Here is a 16127-nt window from a genome sequence, read left to right as displayed (position 1 = left end):
CTGTAAACCTCCCATGCGAATACGATTGCGTAGCGTGGTCACGTCTTGATTAAGGTAACCCAAGTAAATTCGATTTATGTAAAGTTTGAAGAAAACAGGAATTGGTGTATGCTAGAAGAGTAAAATTGGTGTGTTGGAGGTAAGATGAATGATATCGGAAGAACAATTAGATCAGTACCGAATAGATAGTACGCTGCTGCGTGTGATAAGAGACGTTAGTCCAAGGAATGACGTTCGTGGCATTGTTGTTGCTTGGGATGATGAGAGTGTTTTGATCCGCAAAAAAAATCGCCGAGTTGTTAAGCTGGCACGAAGTTATGTGTATCAGCCGTATGGCGATGAGAGACCTCCTGAATATATGCTTCCCCAAGATTTGATCGAACCTGACGGCGAGTCGGAAGATGACGAATAAGTCGAATAACTCGCTTGCGAAGAAAATCCCTATTCGGGGAATACATATGGAGCTTGTGAATTCGAACTATGGCGATTATTTGCTAATTTCTAGCGACCATCCTTTGCAGACTTTGAATTCGTCGCCATGGGGCGGCGGTTATGGCAGCCACAAGCGGCTTATGAACAGACAAGTGGACAAGTTTTACAACGAGCCCGATCCCCTAGGGGAAATGGACGCCTTTATCCTGCGGGAAGGAATCGATCCCCAAGAAACAGCTGGCATGCTGACTGCGGCATTCGTGAAAGATGTAGGGTATCATGCTTTGGCCTGGGGAAACCAGGAAGGTGATCATCTTGCCAGTGAGATTCTTCAGGAGGATCAAGAGCAGGAACATCTGCAGGTTTGTTCATGGGTGACTGTGGGACTGGGGAATAAAGCAAGAGCCGGCGCAATTCTTCCCATTGCGTCGCTCTATCCTGGAACGATCAATACGATTGTTGTGATCAATGGCTGTTTAACAGATGCCGCTATGGTGAATGCTGTGATAACTGCGACCGAAGCCAAAAGCGCCGCGTTGCAAACATTAGGCGTAGAAGTAGATGGTCACCCGGCTACGGGAACGAGTACGGATGCTGTTCTTATAGCGGCAACTGGCCGCGGTCAGACGTATCGTTATGCGGGGACGGCCACTTCGCTGGGCTACTTGATCGGAAGAACGGTGTATGAAGCGATTCTTGCCCAAAAGCACTTGTACGAGAAAACGCTCCACTGAATCCGTAAGGATGAGTAGAGCGTTCTGTTTTCGATTATGTTCTGCGGAAAACACCGTAAGCAACCCCAGCTTGAAGCTCGCCTAATCCGGAATCATCTTCATCTTCTTTTTTAAAGTTGGGGTCATGAACAATGCCTTCAGCTTCGCCTTCCGTCAGATGCCGTTCATTACCGGTATATTTGGGTTCCAAGGCTTTGATTTCTTCTTTATCCATCTATTATCCCTCCTTTGCCAATAGGGTTAGGAAGGAGGGAAGGTTTTATGCATGTTTGGCAAAAAAGTATCGTTGACGAGCTTTCATTTTCCATGTTATATTAATTTTTGTTAAAGCTAATAAGCGATCATGGCGGAATTGGCAGACGCGCACGGTTCAGGTCCGTGTGGGCTTACCCCCGTGGAGGTTCGAGTCCTCTTGATCGCATTATAACTAAAGTGAAACCCTTCGAATTAATCGAAGGGTTAGTTTTTTCGGTTAATATGTTGATATGTTTCTACATCTGCTATTTCTCTAAAGTTAAGGCCAGTTGCTTCAAATCAATCACAGCATTTAATTTCATAAGAATATCAAGTCCGAGAAGTCCATTGATGTTTCCTTGAGGATCGATAACTCCAAAATCTAATTCCACCTTGCTGAGACTCATTTGCCCAAGATTTATTTCTTCAACCTGCTTGGAGAAAAAGTTGTGCAAGCTACCGCCTACGCCATAGAAAGAATGTACATAATCGTCAAGTTCAGCAAAAATACCAATTTCCTCTACAACGTCAGGGGAAATGATCGTTTCGGCAGCTCCTGTATCAACAACAATATTTTCAACTACAATTGATCTCCCTCGAAAGAAAATCTCCATTGAAGTGAACAAAAGCCCGTCTCTATACTCGATGTTTGTCATATTGACCCCTGAATCCGAACAACTGTTTGATTTGAATTTCGATCTTTTCTTTGCCCGTATGATATACGAGAACGTCATCTTTTGCTCGAACCAATTCCCTGGTTGCTTCCTTCTCGTCATCAAAGGCCAGGATTACGGCCATATCGTCTACATACCGCACTTGATTTGCAATGTGGGATTTTAGAATTTGAAGTTTTACAAAGCGGTCGGGGTATAATTTGCGGACTTCATTCCAGTTCATCGTGCACGACCTCCTAATGATGAGCTTATAAGCTAATATTACCATCAACGCTATGGTTGTGCCATGTCTACGCGGAACTAACAGAAGAGGTTCAAATATGGAGTCATATGATGTGGAATTATAGGAGGTTTCATTCAGATCCGTCAATAGATTTTCAAATTTATTATGCGATTTATTTGTTATGACTCTACTTATTTAAAATAGGTATTTCTCCAAGCAGTTTCTTCAAGTTAATAGAATCCCACGGCATATGCTCCGTTATACCTAATCCTACGACATCTGTTTCTTCAGATAGCTCTTTAATCAGATTAAGAAGCCCGGACATTTGCATGGTTCCAGCAGCAGAGAAATCATAAGGTAATTCAGGGTTGGCGAATAATAAAGAACGAAATGCCGTCGGGTCAAGCACATCTAGATCAAGGTGAATAGCAAGGTGCTTAATGTTGCTTTGTTTAATCCAATCTTTGATAGATTCAGTACTTTTCATTAACTCTTGAGTTCCGGCAGTTTTAATACCCAGCCTTCGGATGATTTCAGTATCTTGCTCTGTTGGAGCTTCTAATCCCGCGAGAAAGACATTTTCAGGTTTTAGAGGAATTTTCACATGTTTAGCGAACTCTTCATCTCCTTCCCCCAAAAGGTTCCCGAGAGGCAATGTATGTCCATAGTCATACCCCACAATTCTAGCTAAATCGCTGTGAGCATCGATCCAAACCAAACCTAATTCCCCACTGTATCGCTCGTTTAAATAGGCAAATGGAGCTTGTTCGACTAAGCAGTCACCACCAAACATGACAATGCGATCCGGCTTATGAGCAGAAATGATATGATGAGCAGCTGTTAATTGCTCAAGCAGCTGTTTTCTTCCATACGTACCGTTCTCGTTTTCAAGCGGAGTTCCGTCGTAAGCTTGAACGGGGACATGAATAAGGGGCTGATCATTGTCAGGAGCTAGCCAAGCGAGCAGTTCGGCCCCAAAAGAGTAGTTAGGATTATTGCCTCCTTGCCATTGCGGCATTAGTAAGCGTATTGTTTGTTTCGTCATTTTTTTCTCTCCTTTACTTAAAGTAAAGTTAGTATAGAATGTAAACATACAAAAGAACAGTACGCACTTTAAGGATAGGTACTACCAGAAAGGATAGTGTAAATATGAGTATGGCTGAATTCAAAGGTAAAGTTAAGCACATTCAAGATACGCCTTTTGGTTATACGTTATCGGTTATTGGAGGAAAGTGGAAAATGGTTATTATTTACCTCCTAGCTGAAAACGGGCCGGTTCGCTTTAATGATTTGAAAAGACAGATAGGAGTTATCACTTATAAAATGTTGAGCGCGCAACTTAAAGAATTAGAAGCAGATGGCATGGTGAAACGGACAGAATACCCTCAAGTCCCTCCTAAAGTCGAATATAGTCTCACAAAGAAAGCGGAAACCTTATTGCCCGTTTTGGAAGAGTTATGTGAGTGGGGAGTAAAAAACCAAAACCCACCGATAACTTGATGAACATGAGTATCATCATTTATGGGAGTTATCATTTGGTGGAATAAAAACGATCAACAGGAAAAGGCCAGAACATTTCCTAGGAAATAATTTGGGAAAAAGGTGCCCATTATTTTTGCTCGATAGAGGACAAGCAAGCAGGGTAGGCAACCAAGGTCAATGCCCCTTATAATAGATAAAAGATCGGAGCGGGCAAGGGGGCATTCTATGGAGGAAGATTGGAATTTGTTTGAGCGTGATCGAGATCGGGAGCCGATTCTAATCTTTATGAACACCGCGTTGAAGCCGAATGCGCCTTACCTCGGCTATGGTCAGCTTATTACTATCGTCTTTAATATGTATAGTCTGTGGGATTTGTCAGGCAGTAATAAGCAGAAGGCACAGCAGTTGTTCTACTCTCTTGAGGATAAGCTCATTTCTCGCATGAAGGATCGTGGAGTTTCACTGTATGCGGGTCGTATTTCTGCCAATCACACAATGGAAATGCACTTTTATGCGAAGGATGACTGGGATGGCGAGCTGGAATTAAAGCGGATGCTGGCGGATTTCCCAAGCTTTCGCTACTATTTTCGGATGCAGCATGATCCGGATTGGCTTTTTTATTTGAAGGAAATGTTTCCTTCCCCGCTTGAAGAGCAGTGGATGCGCAATGCTAAGATCGTATATGCTTTGAAGCGTCATGGTGATAAATTGGAAATAGCGAGAGAAGTACAGCACTGGTTGCGTTTCCCGGATGCCACTCCACTGATTGAAGTGAAAAGAAAGGTCGGTCAACTGGGTTACCAGGTAATCGCTGCGAAACTGGATACGAGAGGAAGCACAGAAATGCATGTGCTGCATGTGAGTATGAAGCATGCTTTGGATGTGCCGACCGTTAATACGGTAACCAGACAGCTTTTCCTTCTAGCAGCAGAGTCGGGGGGCACGTATGATGGTTGGGGAACGCAGCTCGTACTTAAGTTGCCTGCGAAAATACGTGTTTACTTCAAACGGATGATGAAGAAAGTGCTCGCCGTTTTCAAATAAGGAAGATTCCTAGTATAGCTGTTTTCATGAAAGCTAGGTATAATATATAGTATAGTTTGTATATGTTTGATAAAGGAGATGACAAGTCCATGGAAAGAACAATCACAGGAACACTTACAGGCAGCTTCGCACATGTGCTTCAAACGTTTGCACTTTCACTTCTGGTCTCATTTCTAGGGACACTAGTCGGAGCTATGGTTGTACCTGCCCCTATGATTCCGCTATTTATTATCGCAGAAGTCGTGATGCTGGTTGCAGCCATTGTGATTCGTATTCGCGGCAAACACATTGGATTCGGCTTCCTTTATGCTTTTACAGCAATTTCCGGTGTAACGCTTTATCCGGTCATTATGGCGTACGGCAGCCAATTGGGAGCACAAGTTGTTTCTGGCGCGTTCTTCGCGACAGCAGCAATCTTTGGCGGTCTTGCTTTCTATGCGCATCGCTCGCAGCGTGATTTCAGCTTTTTGGGCGGATTCCTATTCGCTGGAACTATCGGTCTCGTACTTATGAGTGTCATTGGCATGTTCGTAGGTTTTGGTTCCGTGGTTAATTTGGTTTGGTCGATGATTGGGATTTTAATTTTCAGCGGCTGGGTTCTGTATGATGTGGCTCAATATCGCAATGGTGTAGCTTCAGAGGAAGTTCCGCTGGCAGCACTCAATATTTACTTGGACTTTATTAATCTGTTTATGTACATCTTGCGTTTTATTGCTTCTATCGTGGGAATTAGCAGAGATTAGACATTAGTTGTCGAATAAAAAAAGCACTTTCGATACTCACACTTCAGTGTGAATCGAAGGTGCTTTTTTGCATTAATCGCCGCGAAATTTGCGGCTGACTTCCAATAAGCTATGAAGGAGCAAGGTAAGTTCAGCATGGCTCAAACGAATACGGCCAGCTTCCGCTTCCTCCTGTTGGTTAAATTTGAGCTCAAGTACACGCTGGGTTGGATCCATTTGGAGCTGCAGTTGATCGGTAAGGAGCACTTCTTCCCACATGCTATGCACCTCTTTCTCTCTATTTAGTCTAGGATATGCAGAAATCAAGAGATTAGAAGTGTATAGCTTTCGGCAGGAGGCGACCGTTTTTTTGGGGACAAGCACGATTTGCCTGCTAGCTTCATACAATTTAAGGATCCTAGTGAGGAGAAAGGGGATGACCTTATGGCGGCTTGCAGCACTTGGACGTATAGAGGAATATCGGCTTCAGTATTTAAAGCATTACAACAAGTCGGTAGGAAGCAAGGCTTTATGATTCCAAATTCAGCTTCAGGCAAATTCATGATTACGGTAGTAGGCATGAATGTCGGTTTTCAGTATTCCTGGGATATGCAGGGTCAAGTCTTGCTATTGCAATGTGATAACAAACCGATGCTGCTTGGATGCGGTACGATCAAAACATTTGCAGATAAAATTATCGCCGAAAGCGGCGGGAAAATCGGCTAATACCCAGCAGCCACCTGCCGATCCGTTTAAGGGTTAATCTCTCTGGTTAAAATAGAGAGAAAAGGCAGGTGGTCGTATGGCCAAAAGCGATGAGCTGGTCAAGTACATAACACAGCAAGTGGTTACGTATATCGATACCCCGAAAGCTGTTCGCCAACACGCCAAAGCGCTCAGCAAAGAGCAGCGAGAGAGTTGGCAGACCCGGTGGTTCGGCATGCTGCCGCTTGCTGCTCGTATGCTCATGGATCAGTTCAAGCCGAAAAAATGATTCATGCAAGGCAATGGCGAGACTTCTAGCTACCGTGGAGAAAGACGAATGGGTTGTCCTAGTAGTAGATAAATCTACTCGGGGACAGCCCTTTCATCTTTGGGAGGATTTTCCCTGCCAAGCGGCATATTTCCTGCGATTGTGCATCCTTTTCGTCTTGGGAATGAGCAAAAGAGTGAAAAGCCTGCGATTATGCATCCTTTAGCTAGCTTTTCTCAATTCCAGGGTGGAAAAGCTGAAAAAGCCTGCACTTTCGCAGGCTTTCTCTGTTTTCACACGATTTGACCGAAAAAGCCTGCATTTACGCAGGTTTCTAAACCGGTGAGCGTCCGTCTTTGCTTATAGGTTTGCGCAGTAGCTACTAATGGCTGCGGGTCAGCCGCTTTTTAACGATATACATGACCTTGCGTCAACGCATCCTTAAGCTGTACATAACGGTAGCCTTCATGATCCAAGGTCAGGTAAGCTTCACCGGATTCCCATTGCTGGTAGCCTAGTATGGCAAGTGGGAGTGTAACTTGACCGTCATACAATTCTGTCACATAAGTTAGCTTGTCCGATTGACCGAGTGCATCCTGAAGCTGCTTCGGTTGGGTAAGGGGCAAGGGAGTACCTTGAACCCAAGGCAGACGATCATAGGGATCGAAGGAAGGGTGCTGGACGGTAGTCGCAGGCCCTTTTAAGATGGATTCCGTTATGGGTAGATTCGTAAGCTTGGGTGAAGGATCTTCTTTAAGCGGAAGAAGCTCACCGGATTTGGCGTCGAAATAATAAGCCTGGTTGTGGATCTTGACTTTCCATACAGCGGTTAGAGCATTCATATATAATCGGTTTAATTGTATCGTTTCATTTTGCACAAAAGCGGAATAAGGGATAGTAGCTGGAATGAGTTCCTGCTGTACCAAGGAACGATACAGCGTGTTCAAGCTGAATAGCGGATGATCGCCTGTGCCATACTCGGTGAGTCGGAAGGAGCCGTTCTCTGTTGCATGCACAATCATATAGCCAACTTCTCGTCCATGATCTGTGAGTATAACGCCCCAGCCATGGGTGCCGGGACCAAGCGGGAAGCTGCTCCAAACGGCCGACTGCCAGCTTTCGAATCCGGCTTCCCTTGCGAGGACAGCACGCCAGTTGTTTATGGAGGCAGTTAATGTTGTTTCGCTTCGCAAATCTGGAAGTGGTTTAGCCGCGGAGCTTCCAGCGATCGTTTCTTTTGCGGTCTGGGTAAGGCTGCTCCGAGCCATCTGATCCAGACTCTCACCCGCAGAGCTTTGAAGGGGAATAACAAGTAAACTGCTAACACTAATCAAGCAAGCGGTTGTCCAAATGATCCAACGTGCCAATCCGTTCACCCACCTATCGCCAAACTCTCAATTGTATGAATCTATTGTAATGCTTATGCTATAAAAAGATTGTTAGAACCTGGAACCGTAATTATGCGATGTTTTAGCGACATGCGTCAGTTCCTGGGTGTACGCCCTGCATTCAGGTGAAACAATCCGCAATTGATGACAGAAACGGCAATGCGCGGTTTATGCTGCCAGTCGATTTCTTGCAGCCGATTGCGGCATTGGGCTTCAATTTCATCGCGCTGCTCCGGCTCTGCACCTAGCAAAAGACCGTTATAGTAAGACTCTACGCGGTCGATTTCACTGCGATGCTGCTCATTCGCTTCGTCTGCCCAGCTGTGATCATAGGCGCTGATTTTACGCTCCAGTGTCATTTCTAGGGCGTTCACGGCTTTCGACAAGGAGATCGTATCGGGCAAAATATGACTGTTCGCAGGCAGTTTTGGCGAAAGGCTTTTGGTGAGCAATTGTTTATGAAAATGCTCGCGAATCTCGCCGCTATTCAGCTGGATCGCAAGGGAATGAATTTCGCTTCGTTTACGATCGCAAGCAAGTTCAACCTTGTAATTCAAGCAGAGCCAGGTATCGTAGACGAGTGCTGCATGATAAGTTGCCCCGGTCGGGAAAGGCTCCTCGAACAAATGGACGAATTTCCCTCGTTCCCGTACAATTGTGAAGATCTGATCCAACCGCCTGCTCCCGAAAGTAACTTCATCCTGAGGAACACGCGTTGTTATTGTCGTGGGTACGAAGCCAAAGTAGCGGCCAAGAATGCTGTCCGAGCTCCCATCAGGAGCCCCCGGCATGGGGCTGCCGCCAGAGGCAGGCGGCCCTGCTGCTGGCGGAGGTTTGACAGCGGTCGCCGTCGCCGTCGCGGTCGCCGTCGCCGTCGCGGTCGCCGCCGCCTTCGGCTTGGCTTCGAGCTTCATCTGTTCTGGATCGAAGATGAATTTGTACGTCATGGTTTCTGCCGGAGCCCCAGTACGTTCTACAAAGCTCCAATAATAGGGGCGTCCTGTCATCTCTCGATCTGCTTCCGGGGAGAGCTTCGCTGTGACATACGCAGGAGACTTCTCGATAATTGTGCAATTATAGGCTTCCAGAAAACGCAATACGAATGTATGAATATTTCGCTTGTTCATGGACGTACCTCACCGATCTCTGAGCCGCTCGCGGCGTTCAGAATGCCTTGAAAGGCAATTCCCTGCAAAGGGTCATTTTCTTCCACTTCCGATTTGACTTCGATAATGGTATCCGCCAGTTGATCCATCTTTTTGCGAATATCGTCTTTGGATCGCGATTCCATGACCATCCGGAAAAGGGATGTTTCAAGCGAACCTTTCTTCTCGATCTTCTCCAAGATCGTGTCCAACTGCCCGATCACCATTTCAAACATGTTGATTTTCTCATGCAGCAAGGAAAGAATGTGTTCTTCAATCGTATTGTTCGTAGACAAATTATAAATATTGACATCATGCTGCTGCCCCAGACGGTGCACGCGTCCAATCCGTTGTTCTACCCGCATAGGGTTCCAAGGCAAATCGAAGTTAATCATGTTATGGCAAAACTGGAGGTTGATTCCCTCGCCACCGGCTTCTGTAGCAACAAGTACTTGAACGCGATTACGGAATAAATCCATCATCCAATCCTTCTTGCCGCGATTCATACCGCCTCGATAAGGGACAGCCGTGATCTTGTGTTCTTTTAAATAATTGAGCAAATATTCCTGGGAAGCGCGGTACTCCGTGAAAATGATGACCTTGTCGTTAATATCTTGAACAAGCTTCATCGTGGTTTCCGCTTTGGTATTGGCTTTAATACTGCGGATGAGCTCAACGAGCTCCCATATTTTGGGCCGTACCGGAGAATCCTCGGCAGTTTTCTTAAACAAGTTAACAAGCGTAATGAAGACAGCGTCTCTGGAGCTGCAGACTTCGCGCTGCAGTGTAATGAGCGAGAGCATGCTGCTCAAATCGCCTGCGCTTTCCTCATACCGACTGCGTACGAAGTTCGTGACCCCATCATAGAGCGCTTGTTCATCATGAGATAACGTGAGCGGAATATTTTTGACAACACGTTTGGTGTAGTGAACACCGCCGTCTCCCCGACGGTTGCGAATCATGACCTTGGATAGCTCTTGCTGAAGCTGAACCTCGTTTTTGGGTGTTCTTTTGCCAACGACATAATTGGACTTGAAGCTGCTTTGAATGCCGAGTTGACCTGGTTTCAGCAGTGTAATTAGGTTATATAACTCTTTCAAATCGTTCTGCACCGGTGTTGCGGTTAAGAGCAGGCAATACTTTTTGCGCAGCTCGTTCACGAAAGTATAATTGGTTGTTTTTTTATTTTTGAGTTTGTGGGCTTCATCCACGATGAGCATGTCATATTCAAGACCCATCACAATTTCGCGGTGCGGGTCCCGCTTAGCCGTATCCATGGAGGCCACAATGATGTCGCTTTGCTGCCACATATACGCTTTTTTGTGAGCGACGGCAGGTATGCCGAATTTGGAATTTAATTCCCGGACCCACTGAAGCACGAGGGAAGCGGGGACCAGAATAAGCGTTTTGCGGACCAAGCCGCGGATCATGTATTCTTTTAAAATTAAACCAGCCTCAATCGTTTTCCCTAATCCCACTTCATCGGCCAAAATGGCGCGGCCCCGCATTTCATTAAGCACACGCTTCGCGGTATCAATCTGGTGAGCCATCGGCTCCAGCTGTCCGAGATGAACAAGACACTGCATTTCGTCAAAAGTAGAAATAAGCCCCGATTCTTCCGATTCGTAAGCTAGCTGATATAGCGTCCAGTCGTCCCATGGACCTCCTCCACGCACACGATGATCCAGTTCAGTTAACGAGTCCCTCTCAAAGTGCATGTCGAGCTGATGATGAATAGGGCGAATGTTCTCTTGCTGTTCATGTTGTCGCATGGATGTGCCCTCCTGAAAGCTGGGAATGAGAAAACTTAAAGAAATGCTAGGAAAGATGACTTGAAATCAGCAAATCGCTGCCGAATACGTGTTAGTATGTCCAGAAGAAGGGCTTTCATAACTTTTTCCATGTAAGAGTTTTACTCACCGCCTTAACTTGCATCTCGCAGATAACGTCCTGGATTTCGTAAGTGAGGATGAATTTATGGTATGATATAGCTTGTCTTTGGATTGTAATGTGAGAAAACCTCTATCGAGGCCATTCAAGGATGAGCGACCGCGTTTAGAGGTAGGTTTTATCGCCAAATAGAAAGACGTTTTCGGGAACCGAAAACTTATACTTTCTATTGTGGTAAGAAAGGGTGACCGACGGAGATGACGGCATGGCGATTTATACATACAGGAGATCGTTCTCCTGCTGAAAATATGGCATTGGATGAAGCAATACTGACTGCGCACAGTGAGGGGAAGGTGCCTCCTACAGTGCGTTTCTACGGATGGAATCCGGCAACGCTTTCGATTGGTTATTTCCAAAAGGCGGCAGAAGTAGACCAAGAAGCTGTAGCCAAAGAGGGGATTGGTTTCGTCAGACGTCCAACCGGAGGCAGAGCGGTACTGCACGACAAAGAGCTGACGTACAGCATCATTGTTGCAGAGGATTATCCGGGAATTCCCCGGAATGTGACAGAAGCTTACCGTGTGCTGAGCGAGGGGCTTTTGCAGGGATTTCGTGCGCTTGGCCTTGGCGCTGAGATGGTGCAGTTGGCCAGTGATGAGGAGAAGGAGAAATATGCTTCGGCAGGATCAGCCGCATGCTTCGACTCCCCTTCTTGGTATGAGCTGGTCGTTGAAGGACGCAAAGTAGCTGGGAGCGCGCAGGTGAGGCAGAAAAATGTCGTGCTCCAGCACGGCTCCATCCTACTGGATATGGACACGGACCAACTATTCCGCATGCTGCGATTCTCCAATGACAAAGTAGCAGATCGCATGAAACAAAGCTTTCTTAAGAAAGCTGTTGCCATTAATGATTTGCTTCAAGCTGGGGGAAAAGAGCCGGTAACGTTGCGTCAGGTGGAAGAAGCTTTTCGTCGTGAAATAGCGCTGGGATTGGGCGTAGAGCTTGTCGAGTCGACATTGACACCCTATGAACTGGAGTTAAGCGATCAATTGGTTCGTGAGAAATACGGCACAGAGGAATGGAATTTGCGTAGATAACGAGAAAAAGAACCTTAGAATCCACCACAATGGTTTCCAAGGTTCTTTTTTGTGGAAATAAGAAGTTAAGCAAACGTGCGCTCGAATTCACGCTGCAAAGTTTGCGTAAGTGGGCCGGGAGATCCGTTAGCAATTGGTTTTCCATCGATCTGAAGGATGGGTGTTATCTCCACAGTTGTTCCTGTGATAAACGCTTCGTCAGCCAACAGCAGCTGCTCTGTTGTAAAAGCTTGCTCTTTGACGTTAATTTCGAGAGATTGAGCTAATCGTAATACGACTGCTCGTGTGATGCCATGCAAAATCAAATGGTTGGCAGGATGCGTGTAAAGCACATTGTCCTTAATCATCATGATGTTCGAGGCACTGCATTCAGTTACGATTCCGTCTCGATGAAGAACGACTTCTTGTACGCCATGATCGAGTGCGGCTTGCTTAGCCATCGTATTAGGCAGTAAATTCAATGTTTTGAGATCACATCGGAGCCAGCGAATATCCGCAAGCGTGATTGCCTGAATGCCTTGCTGCATGGCAGCGACAGGTCTTGGGACTGTTGTGCAGTAGGCTAAGAGAACCGGCTCAGCCTGTGCTGGAAAAGGATGTGCGCGAGGCGCCTCGCCACGGGTGATTTGCACATAAACCGTTCCTTCGACAAGCGCGTTTTTGTGAATAAGTTCAGTCAGGATTTCACCAATCTTGTCGATTGAATAGGGCAGCTCAATGCGAACCTCGGAAGCTGATCTTTGCAGCCTTTGCATGTGGGCTTCTTGCTCGTAGAGAGTACCCTGATAAACTCGGAATACCTCGTAAATGCCGTCTCCGAAATAGTAGCCACGATCATCCGGCGAGATATGTATATCATTCTTGGGCAAGAACTGATTTTTATAAAAATACATGTCATCATCTCCTTAAAATAAAAAGGAACAAATGTTCTAATAAATCCAACATTGTGGTATCCTATCTATAGGTTAGCAGAGGAATTCCTCATCGTCAAAATGTGCGGCACCGAAAGCTGGATTCATAGAATGAAACCGGTGATTTTCTAGGTATTCATGTGAAATAAAGAGCATTTCCAAGCAACAATCAGATAATTAGATAAAGGCTTGTATTTAGCGAGGAATTTGGTTGATTAGCTGTTAGATGATCAATATATAGTGTTGTATAATGGTTATCTGACACCATATGTTGTGATTTTACATAAACTTCTTAGTGGAATCATCATTTTAATCGCGGTTGAATTTGTAGCTTATTAGGAGGTAGTCGTAATGGGGATTGCAAAGTCAAACAACAAGCTGGATGGGTTAAGTGAGAAAATATTTTTGGACCGTTATGCACTGAAAAATGCGGATACGAGCCTTGCCAAAGTGGGAGATACCGTTCTCGTACTGACGAAGGATGATCCTAAGTTCCCCGCCAAAGAAGTGGGGGAAATCATCAGCCGAGAAGGAAACATCGTGAAAGTGAAGACTCGCAGCGGCGAAACCGTAGCCTCATCAGTCGAGAAGCTTACGCTCAATATAGAAAAAACACCGGAAGAAATGTGGGACCGTTTGGCAGGGGCGATGGCTTCGGTGGAGGCTACGCCTGAGAAACGTGCAGAATGGACTGATAAATTCAGATATATTTTAGATGATTGGAAGCTTGTGCCTGGAGGGCGGATTGCTGCTGGTGCAGATGCCAGTGATGAATTAACGCTCTTTAACTGCTATGTTATTCCTTCTCCTCACGATAGTCGTGGGGGCATTATGAGTACATTGACGGAAATGACAGAAATTATGTCGCGCGGCGGTGGCGTAGGCATCAATTTGTCCTCGCTGCGACCACGACGATCTGTGGTGAAAGGGGTTAATGGCTCTTCCAGTGGAGCGGTGTCTTGGGGCGGGCTATTCAGCTATACCACTGGTTTAATTGAACAAGGCGGGAGCCGTAGAGGCGCTTTAATGCTGATGATCAATGACTGGCATCCGGATCTTGAAGATTTCATTACCGTGAAATCCACAATGGGCCAAATCACGAACGCGAATTTATCCGTTTGCGTCAGCAATGGCTTTATGAAAGCTGTGAAGGAGGACCTGGATTGGGAGCTGGTCTTCCCGGATACAACAGACCCTGATTATAACGACAAATGGGACGGCAATTTAGATGCATGGAAAAAGCTAGGCAAAACCGTTAAGCCTTATCGAACTGTCAAAGCACGCGAAGTCTGGCACACGATTATGGAGTCAGCTTGGAAATCGGCTGAACCCGGTGTCGTCTTCTTGGAATACTACAACCAGATGTCCAATAGCTGGTATTTTAACCCTATCATTTGTACGAATCCATGTGGGGAGCAGGGCCTGCCGGCTTGGGGCGTTTGCAACTTATCTGCGATAAATCTTTCGAAGTTTTATGATGAGCAGAAGCATGATGTGGATTGGGCGGATTTGGCCACAGTTGTTCGTTATTCGACGCGTTTTCTTGATAACGTGATTGACAAGACGCCCTACCATTTCGAAGAAAATCGGGTAAATCAACAAAGTGAACGCCGCGTAGGTCTAGGCTCCATGGGACTTGCTGAGCTGATGATTAAATTGAAAATCCGTTATGGCAGTCCGGAATCACTCGTGTTTCTTGATAAAATATATAGCTTCATGGCCAAGGAAGCGTATCTTGCCTCAGCGGAAATTGCCAGTGAAAAAGGCTCTTTCAAAGCTTTTATTGCAGATAAATTCCTAGAAAGCGGCTTTATGAAAAACATGACCAAAGTATTTCCTGAGGTTGGCGAAGCCATTAAGATACAGGGGATGCGCAACGTTACCGTGATCACTCAAGCACCTACCGGCAGTACCGGAACGATGGTGGGGACATCGACGGGAATTGAACCTTATTTTGCCTTTGAATATTATCGCCAAAGCCGATTGGGCTTCGACAAGCAATATGTGCCGATTGCCCAGCAGTGGAAAGATGAGCATCCAGATCAAGAGCTGCCTGATTATTTCGTCACAGCGATGTCTCTGAGTGCGGAGGATCATATTCGGGCGCAGGCTGCTATCCAGACTTGGGTGGATAGCTCCATCTCCAAAACCGCGAACTGTCCGGCTGATTTCACAGTGGAAGATACGACTCGTTTATATGAATTGGCCTTTGATCTTGGTTGCAAGGGTGTAACGATCTATCGGGATGGAAGCCGCGATGTGCAGGTTTTGAGCACGAGTTCGGATAAAAAGGGCGAGAAGACCGAAGAGACGTCCGAGAGAAATGAGAATAGCGAAGAGAAGCGACAAGAGAACAGCTTAGAGAAGAACGAAGAGAAAAGCCAAGAAAATAGCGAAGAGAAGAACGAAGAAAAAAGCGAAGAAAAAATCCAAGAGAAAAAAGAAGAAGCAGCTGTTGCCTTGGAGATGGATGCTAGAACAGAGCAGGTCTTTGACAAGCAATACAAGCGCCGACCGCAAATCTTGCGTGGGGCTACGTATAAAGTCAACACCCCGTTTGGCATGGCGTATATTACCATTAATGATATGAACGGTGCGCCGAGCGAGATTTTCCTCAACGTAGGCAAAGCCGGCTCCGATGTGTTCGCCATGTCCGAAGCACTGGGGCGCGTGTGCTCGCTGTTCCTGCGTTATGGCGATCATGGGGACAAAGTCAAGCTGCTCGTGAAGCACTTGAAAGGCATCGGCGGCTCCGGCGCGATTGGCTTCGGCACGAATCGCGTCGAGTCCATCGCCGATGCCGTTGCCAAAGCGCTCGAGCAGCACGACGAAGTGATGAACGAGCAAGACGACGCGCGGAACTACGTAACCGCGACGAGCGAGGTGCTGGATGCGCCAGCTCCAGCAGCTGCGGCAGCGCCGACGGGCCCGAGTCCGAGCGCCCACGCGTCCAGCGTGGCGTCGAAGGACTTGTGCACGGCGTGCGGATCGGCTTCGCTGGTGAACAGCGAAGGGTGTAAGAATTGCATCAACTGTGGGTATAGCAGGTGTAATTAGGTTGAGGGGGGCCCTTGTTGTGGGGCCCCTTTGTTGTGCGACGGGCAGTCGCAACTTTTGCGCAAAAGAGTTATGAGTAAACGAATACAAGCGACGATGACGTTACCTTGGTAAATACGAG

The 16127-nt window shown here is 46.4% G+C and carries 18 protein-coding genes and 1 tRNA gene; 10 read left to right on the top strand and 9 right to left on the bottom strand.

From position 1 onward, the window contains the following. Window positions 1–148 precede the first annotated feature (148 nt). A complete protein-coding gene (locus tag BC351_RS15765) occupies window positions 149–412 on the top strand; it encodes a hypothetical protein (protein WP_079413693.1) in 264 nt (87 codons plus the stop codon). Next, entirely contained in the window at window positions 402–1166 is a 765-nt protein-coding gene (locus BC351_RS15760; protein WP_079413691.1) for an adenosylcobinamide amidohydrolase, read from the top strand. Before BC351_RS15765 ends, BC351_RS15760 begins: the two co-directional genes overlap by 11 nt. Window positions 1167–1200: 34 nt before the next feature. Here the strand turns inward: BC351_RS15760 and BC351_RS15755 are convergent, their stop codons facing one another. After that, window positions 1201–1380, bottom strand: coding sequence for a hypothetical protein (locus BC351_RS15755; protein ID WP_079413689.1), 180 nt, complete (start codon window positions 1378–1380; stop codon window positions 1201–1203). A gap of 123 nt (window positions 1381–1503) precedes the next feature. Between BC351_RS15755 and BC351_RS15750 the strand changes: the two genes are divergently transcribed. Next, window positions 1504–1587 (top strand) — tRNA-Leu (locus BC351_RS15750). Between the two features lie 79 nt (window positions 1588–1666). Here BC351_RS15750 and BC351_RS15745 read toward each other — a convergent pair. The 3 genes from BC351_RS15745 to BC351_RS15735 all read right to left on the bottom strand — a co-directional run bounded on the left by BC351_RS15745 (window position 1667) and on the right by BC351_RS15735 (window position 3342). Continuing rightward, complete coding sequence (locus BC351_RS15745; protein ID WP_079413687.1) at window positions 1667–2056, bottom strand: retroviral-like aspartic protease family protein; 390 nt, start codon at window positions 2054–2056, stop codon at window positions 1667–1669. Next, window positions 2037–2297 carry a hypothetical protein gene (locus tag BC351_RS15740; RefSeq protein WP_079413685.1) on the bottom strand — a complete coding sequence of 87 codons (261 nt, stop codon included), beginning with the start codon at window positions 2295–2297 and terminating at the stop codon, window positions 2037–2039. The genes BC351_RS15745 and BC351_RS15740 overlap by 20 nt, the downstream gene beginning before the upstream one ends. A 187-nt stretch (window positions 2298–2484) precedes the next feature. Further along, window positions 2485–3342, bottom strand: coding sequence for an arginase family protein (locus BC351_RS15735; RefSeq protein WP_079413683.1), 858 nt, complete (start codon window positions 3340–3342; stop codon window positions 2485–2487). Between the two features lie 104 nt (window positions 3343–3446). Between BC351_RS15735 and BC351_RS15730 the strand changes: the two genes are divergently transcribed. The 3 genes from BC351_RS15730 (at window position 3447) to BC351_RS15720 (ending at window position 5566) form a co-directional block, all read left to right on the top strand. Further along, window positions 3447–3797, top strand: coding sequence for a winged helix-turn-helix transcriptional regulator (locus BC351_RS15730; protein ID WP_079413681.1), 351 nt, complete (start codon window positions 3447–3449; stop codon window positions 3795–3797). Window positions 3798–4004: 207 nt separating this feature from the next. After that, a complete protein-coding gene (locus BC351_RS15725) occupies window positions 4005–4823 on the top strand; it encodes a DUF695 domain-containing protein (protein WP_158082105.1) in 819 nt (272 codons plus the stop codon). An 89-nt stretch (window positions 4824–4912) separates the two neighbouring features. Further along, window positions 4913–5566, top strand: coding sequence for a Bax inhibitor-1/YccA family protein (locus BC351_RS15720; protein WP_079413677.1), 654 nt, complete (start codon window positions 4913–4915; stop codon window positions 5564–5566). Between the two features lie 72 nt (window positions 5567–5638). Here the strand turns inward: BC351_RS15720 and BC351_RS15715 are convergent, their stop codons facing one another. Next, on the bottom strand, window positions 5639–5824 hold the full coding sequence (locus BC351_RS15715) for a hypothetical protein (RefSeq protein WP_079413675.1): 186 nt from the start codon (window positions 5822–5824) through the stop codon (window positions 5639–5641). Between the two features lie 252 nt (window positions 5825–6076). Here BC351_RS15715 and BC351_RS15705 point away from each other — a divergent pair, with 252 nt between their 5' ends. Both BC351_RS15705 and BC351_RS15700 read left to right on the top strand, forming a co-directional pair. Further along, a complete protein-coding gene (locus BC351_RS15705) occupies window positions 6077–6271 on the top strand; it encodes a hypothetical protein (RefSeq protein WP_079413671.1) in 195 nt (64 codons plus the stop codon). 76 nt (window positions 6272–6347) lie between these two features. Further along, window positions 6348–6539: a YqzE family protein gene (locus tag BC351_RS15700; protein ID WP_079413669.1), complete on the top strand. Its 192-nt coding sequence runs from the start codon at window positions 6348–6350 to the stop codon at window positions 6537–6539. 386 nt (window positions 6540–6925) lie between these two features. On the opposite strand, the gene BC351_RS15690 is transcribed toward BC351_RS15700, so the two are convergent. The 3 genes from BC351_RS15690 to BC351_RS15680 form a co-directional block, all read right to left on the bottom strand. Beyond that, window positions 6926–7885, bottom strand: coding sequence for a hypothetical protein (locus BC351_RS15690; RefSeq protein WP_079413665.1), 960 nt, complete (start codon window positions 7883–7885; stop codon window positions 6926–6928). Window positions 7886–8001: 116 nt separating this feature from the next. Then, complete coding sequence (locus BC351_RS15685; RefSeq protein ID WP_079413663.1) at window positions 8002–9033, bottom strand: YqhG family protein; 1032 nt, start codon at window positions 9031–9033, stop codon at window positions 8002–8004. Continuing rightward, window positions 9030–10823, bottom strand: coding sequence for a DEAD/DEAH box helicase (locus tag BC351_RS15680; protein WP_079413661.1), 1794 nt, complete (start codon window positions 10821–10823; stop codon window positions 9030–9032). Before BC351_RS15680 ends, BC351_RS15685 begins: the two co-directional genes overlap by 4 nt. Before the next feature lie 375 nt (window positions 10824–11198). Between BC351_RS15680 and BC351_RS15675 the strand changes: the two genes are divergently transcribed. After that, a complete protein-coding gene (locus tag BC351_RS15675) occupies window positions 11199–12038 on the top strand; it encodes a lipoate--protein ligase family protein (RefSeq protein ID WP_079413659.1) in 840 nt (279 codons plus the stop codon). Between the two features lie 65 nt (window positions 12039–12103). Here BC351_RS15675 and dat read toward each other — a convergent pair whose 3' ends face one another. Beyond that, on the bottom strand, window positions 12104–12931 hold the full coding sequence (gene dat / locus BC351_RS15670) for a D-amino-acid transaminase (protein ID WP_079413657.1): 828 nt from the start codon (window positions 12929–12931) through the stop codon (window positions 12104–12106). Window positions 12932–13300: 369 nt separating this feature from the next. On the opposite strand from dat, the gene BC351_RS15665 reads away from it, so the two are divergent. Continuing rightward, a complete protein-coding gene (locus BC351_RS15665; protein WP_079413655.1) occupies window positions 13301–16006 on the top strand; it encodes an adenosylcobalamin-dependent ribonucleoside-diphosphate reductase in 2706 nt (901 codons plus the stop codon). Window positions 16007–16127: the final 121 nt, after the last annotated feature.

This window comes from Paenibacillus ferrarius (assembly GCF_002027705.1).
Taxonomy (GTDB): Bacteria; Bacillota; Bacilli; order Paenibacillales; family NBRC-103111; genus Paenibacillus_E; species Paenibacillus_E ferrarius.
The sequence above is the reverse complement of the archived record's forward strand: the minus strand, read 5'-3'. Positions and strand labels throughout refer to the sequence as shown.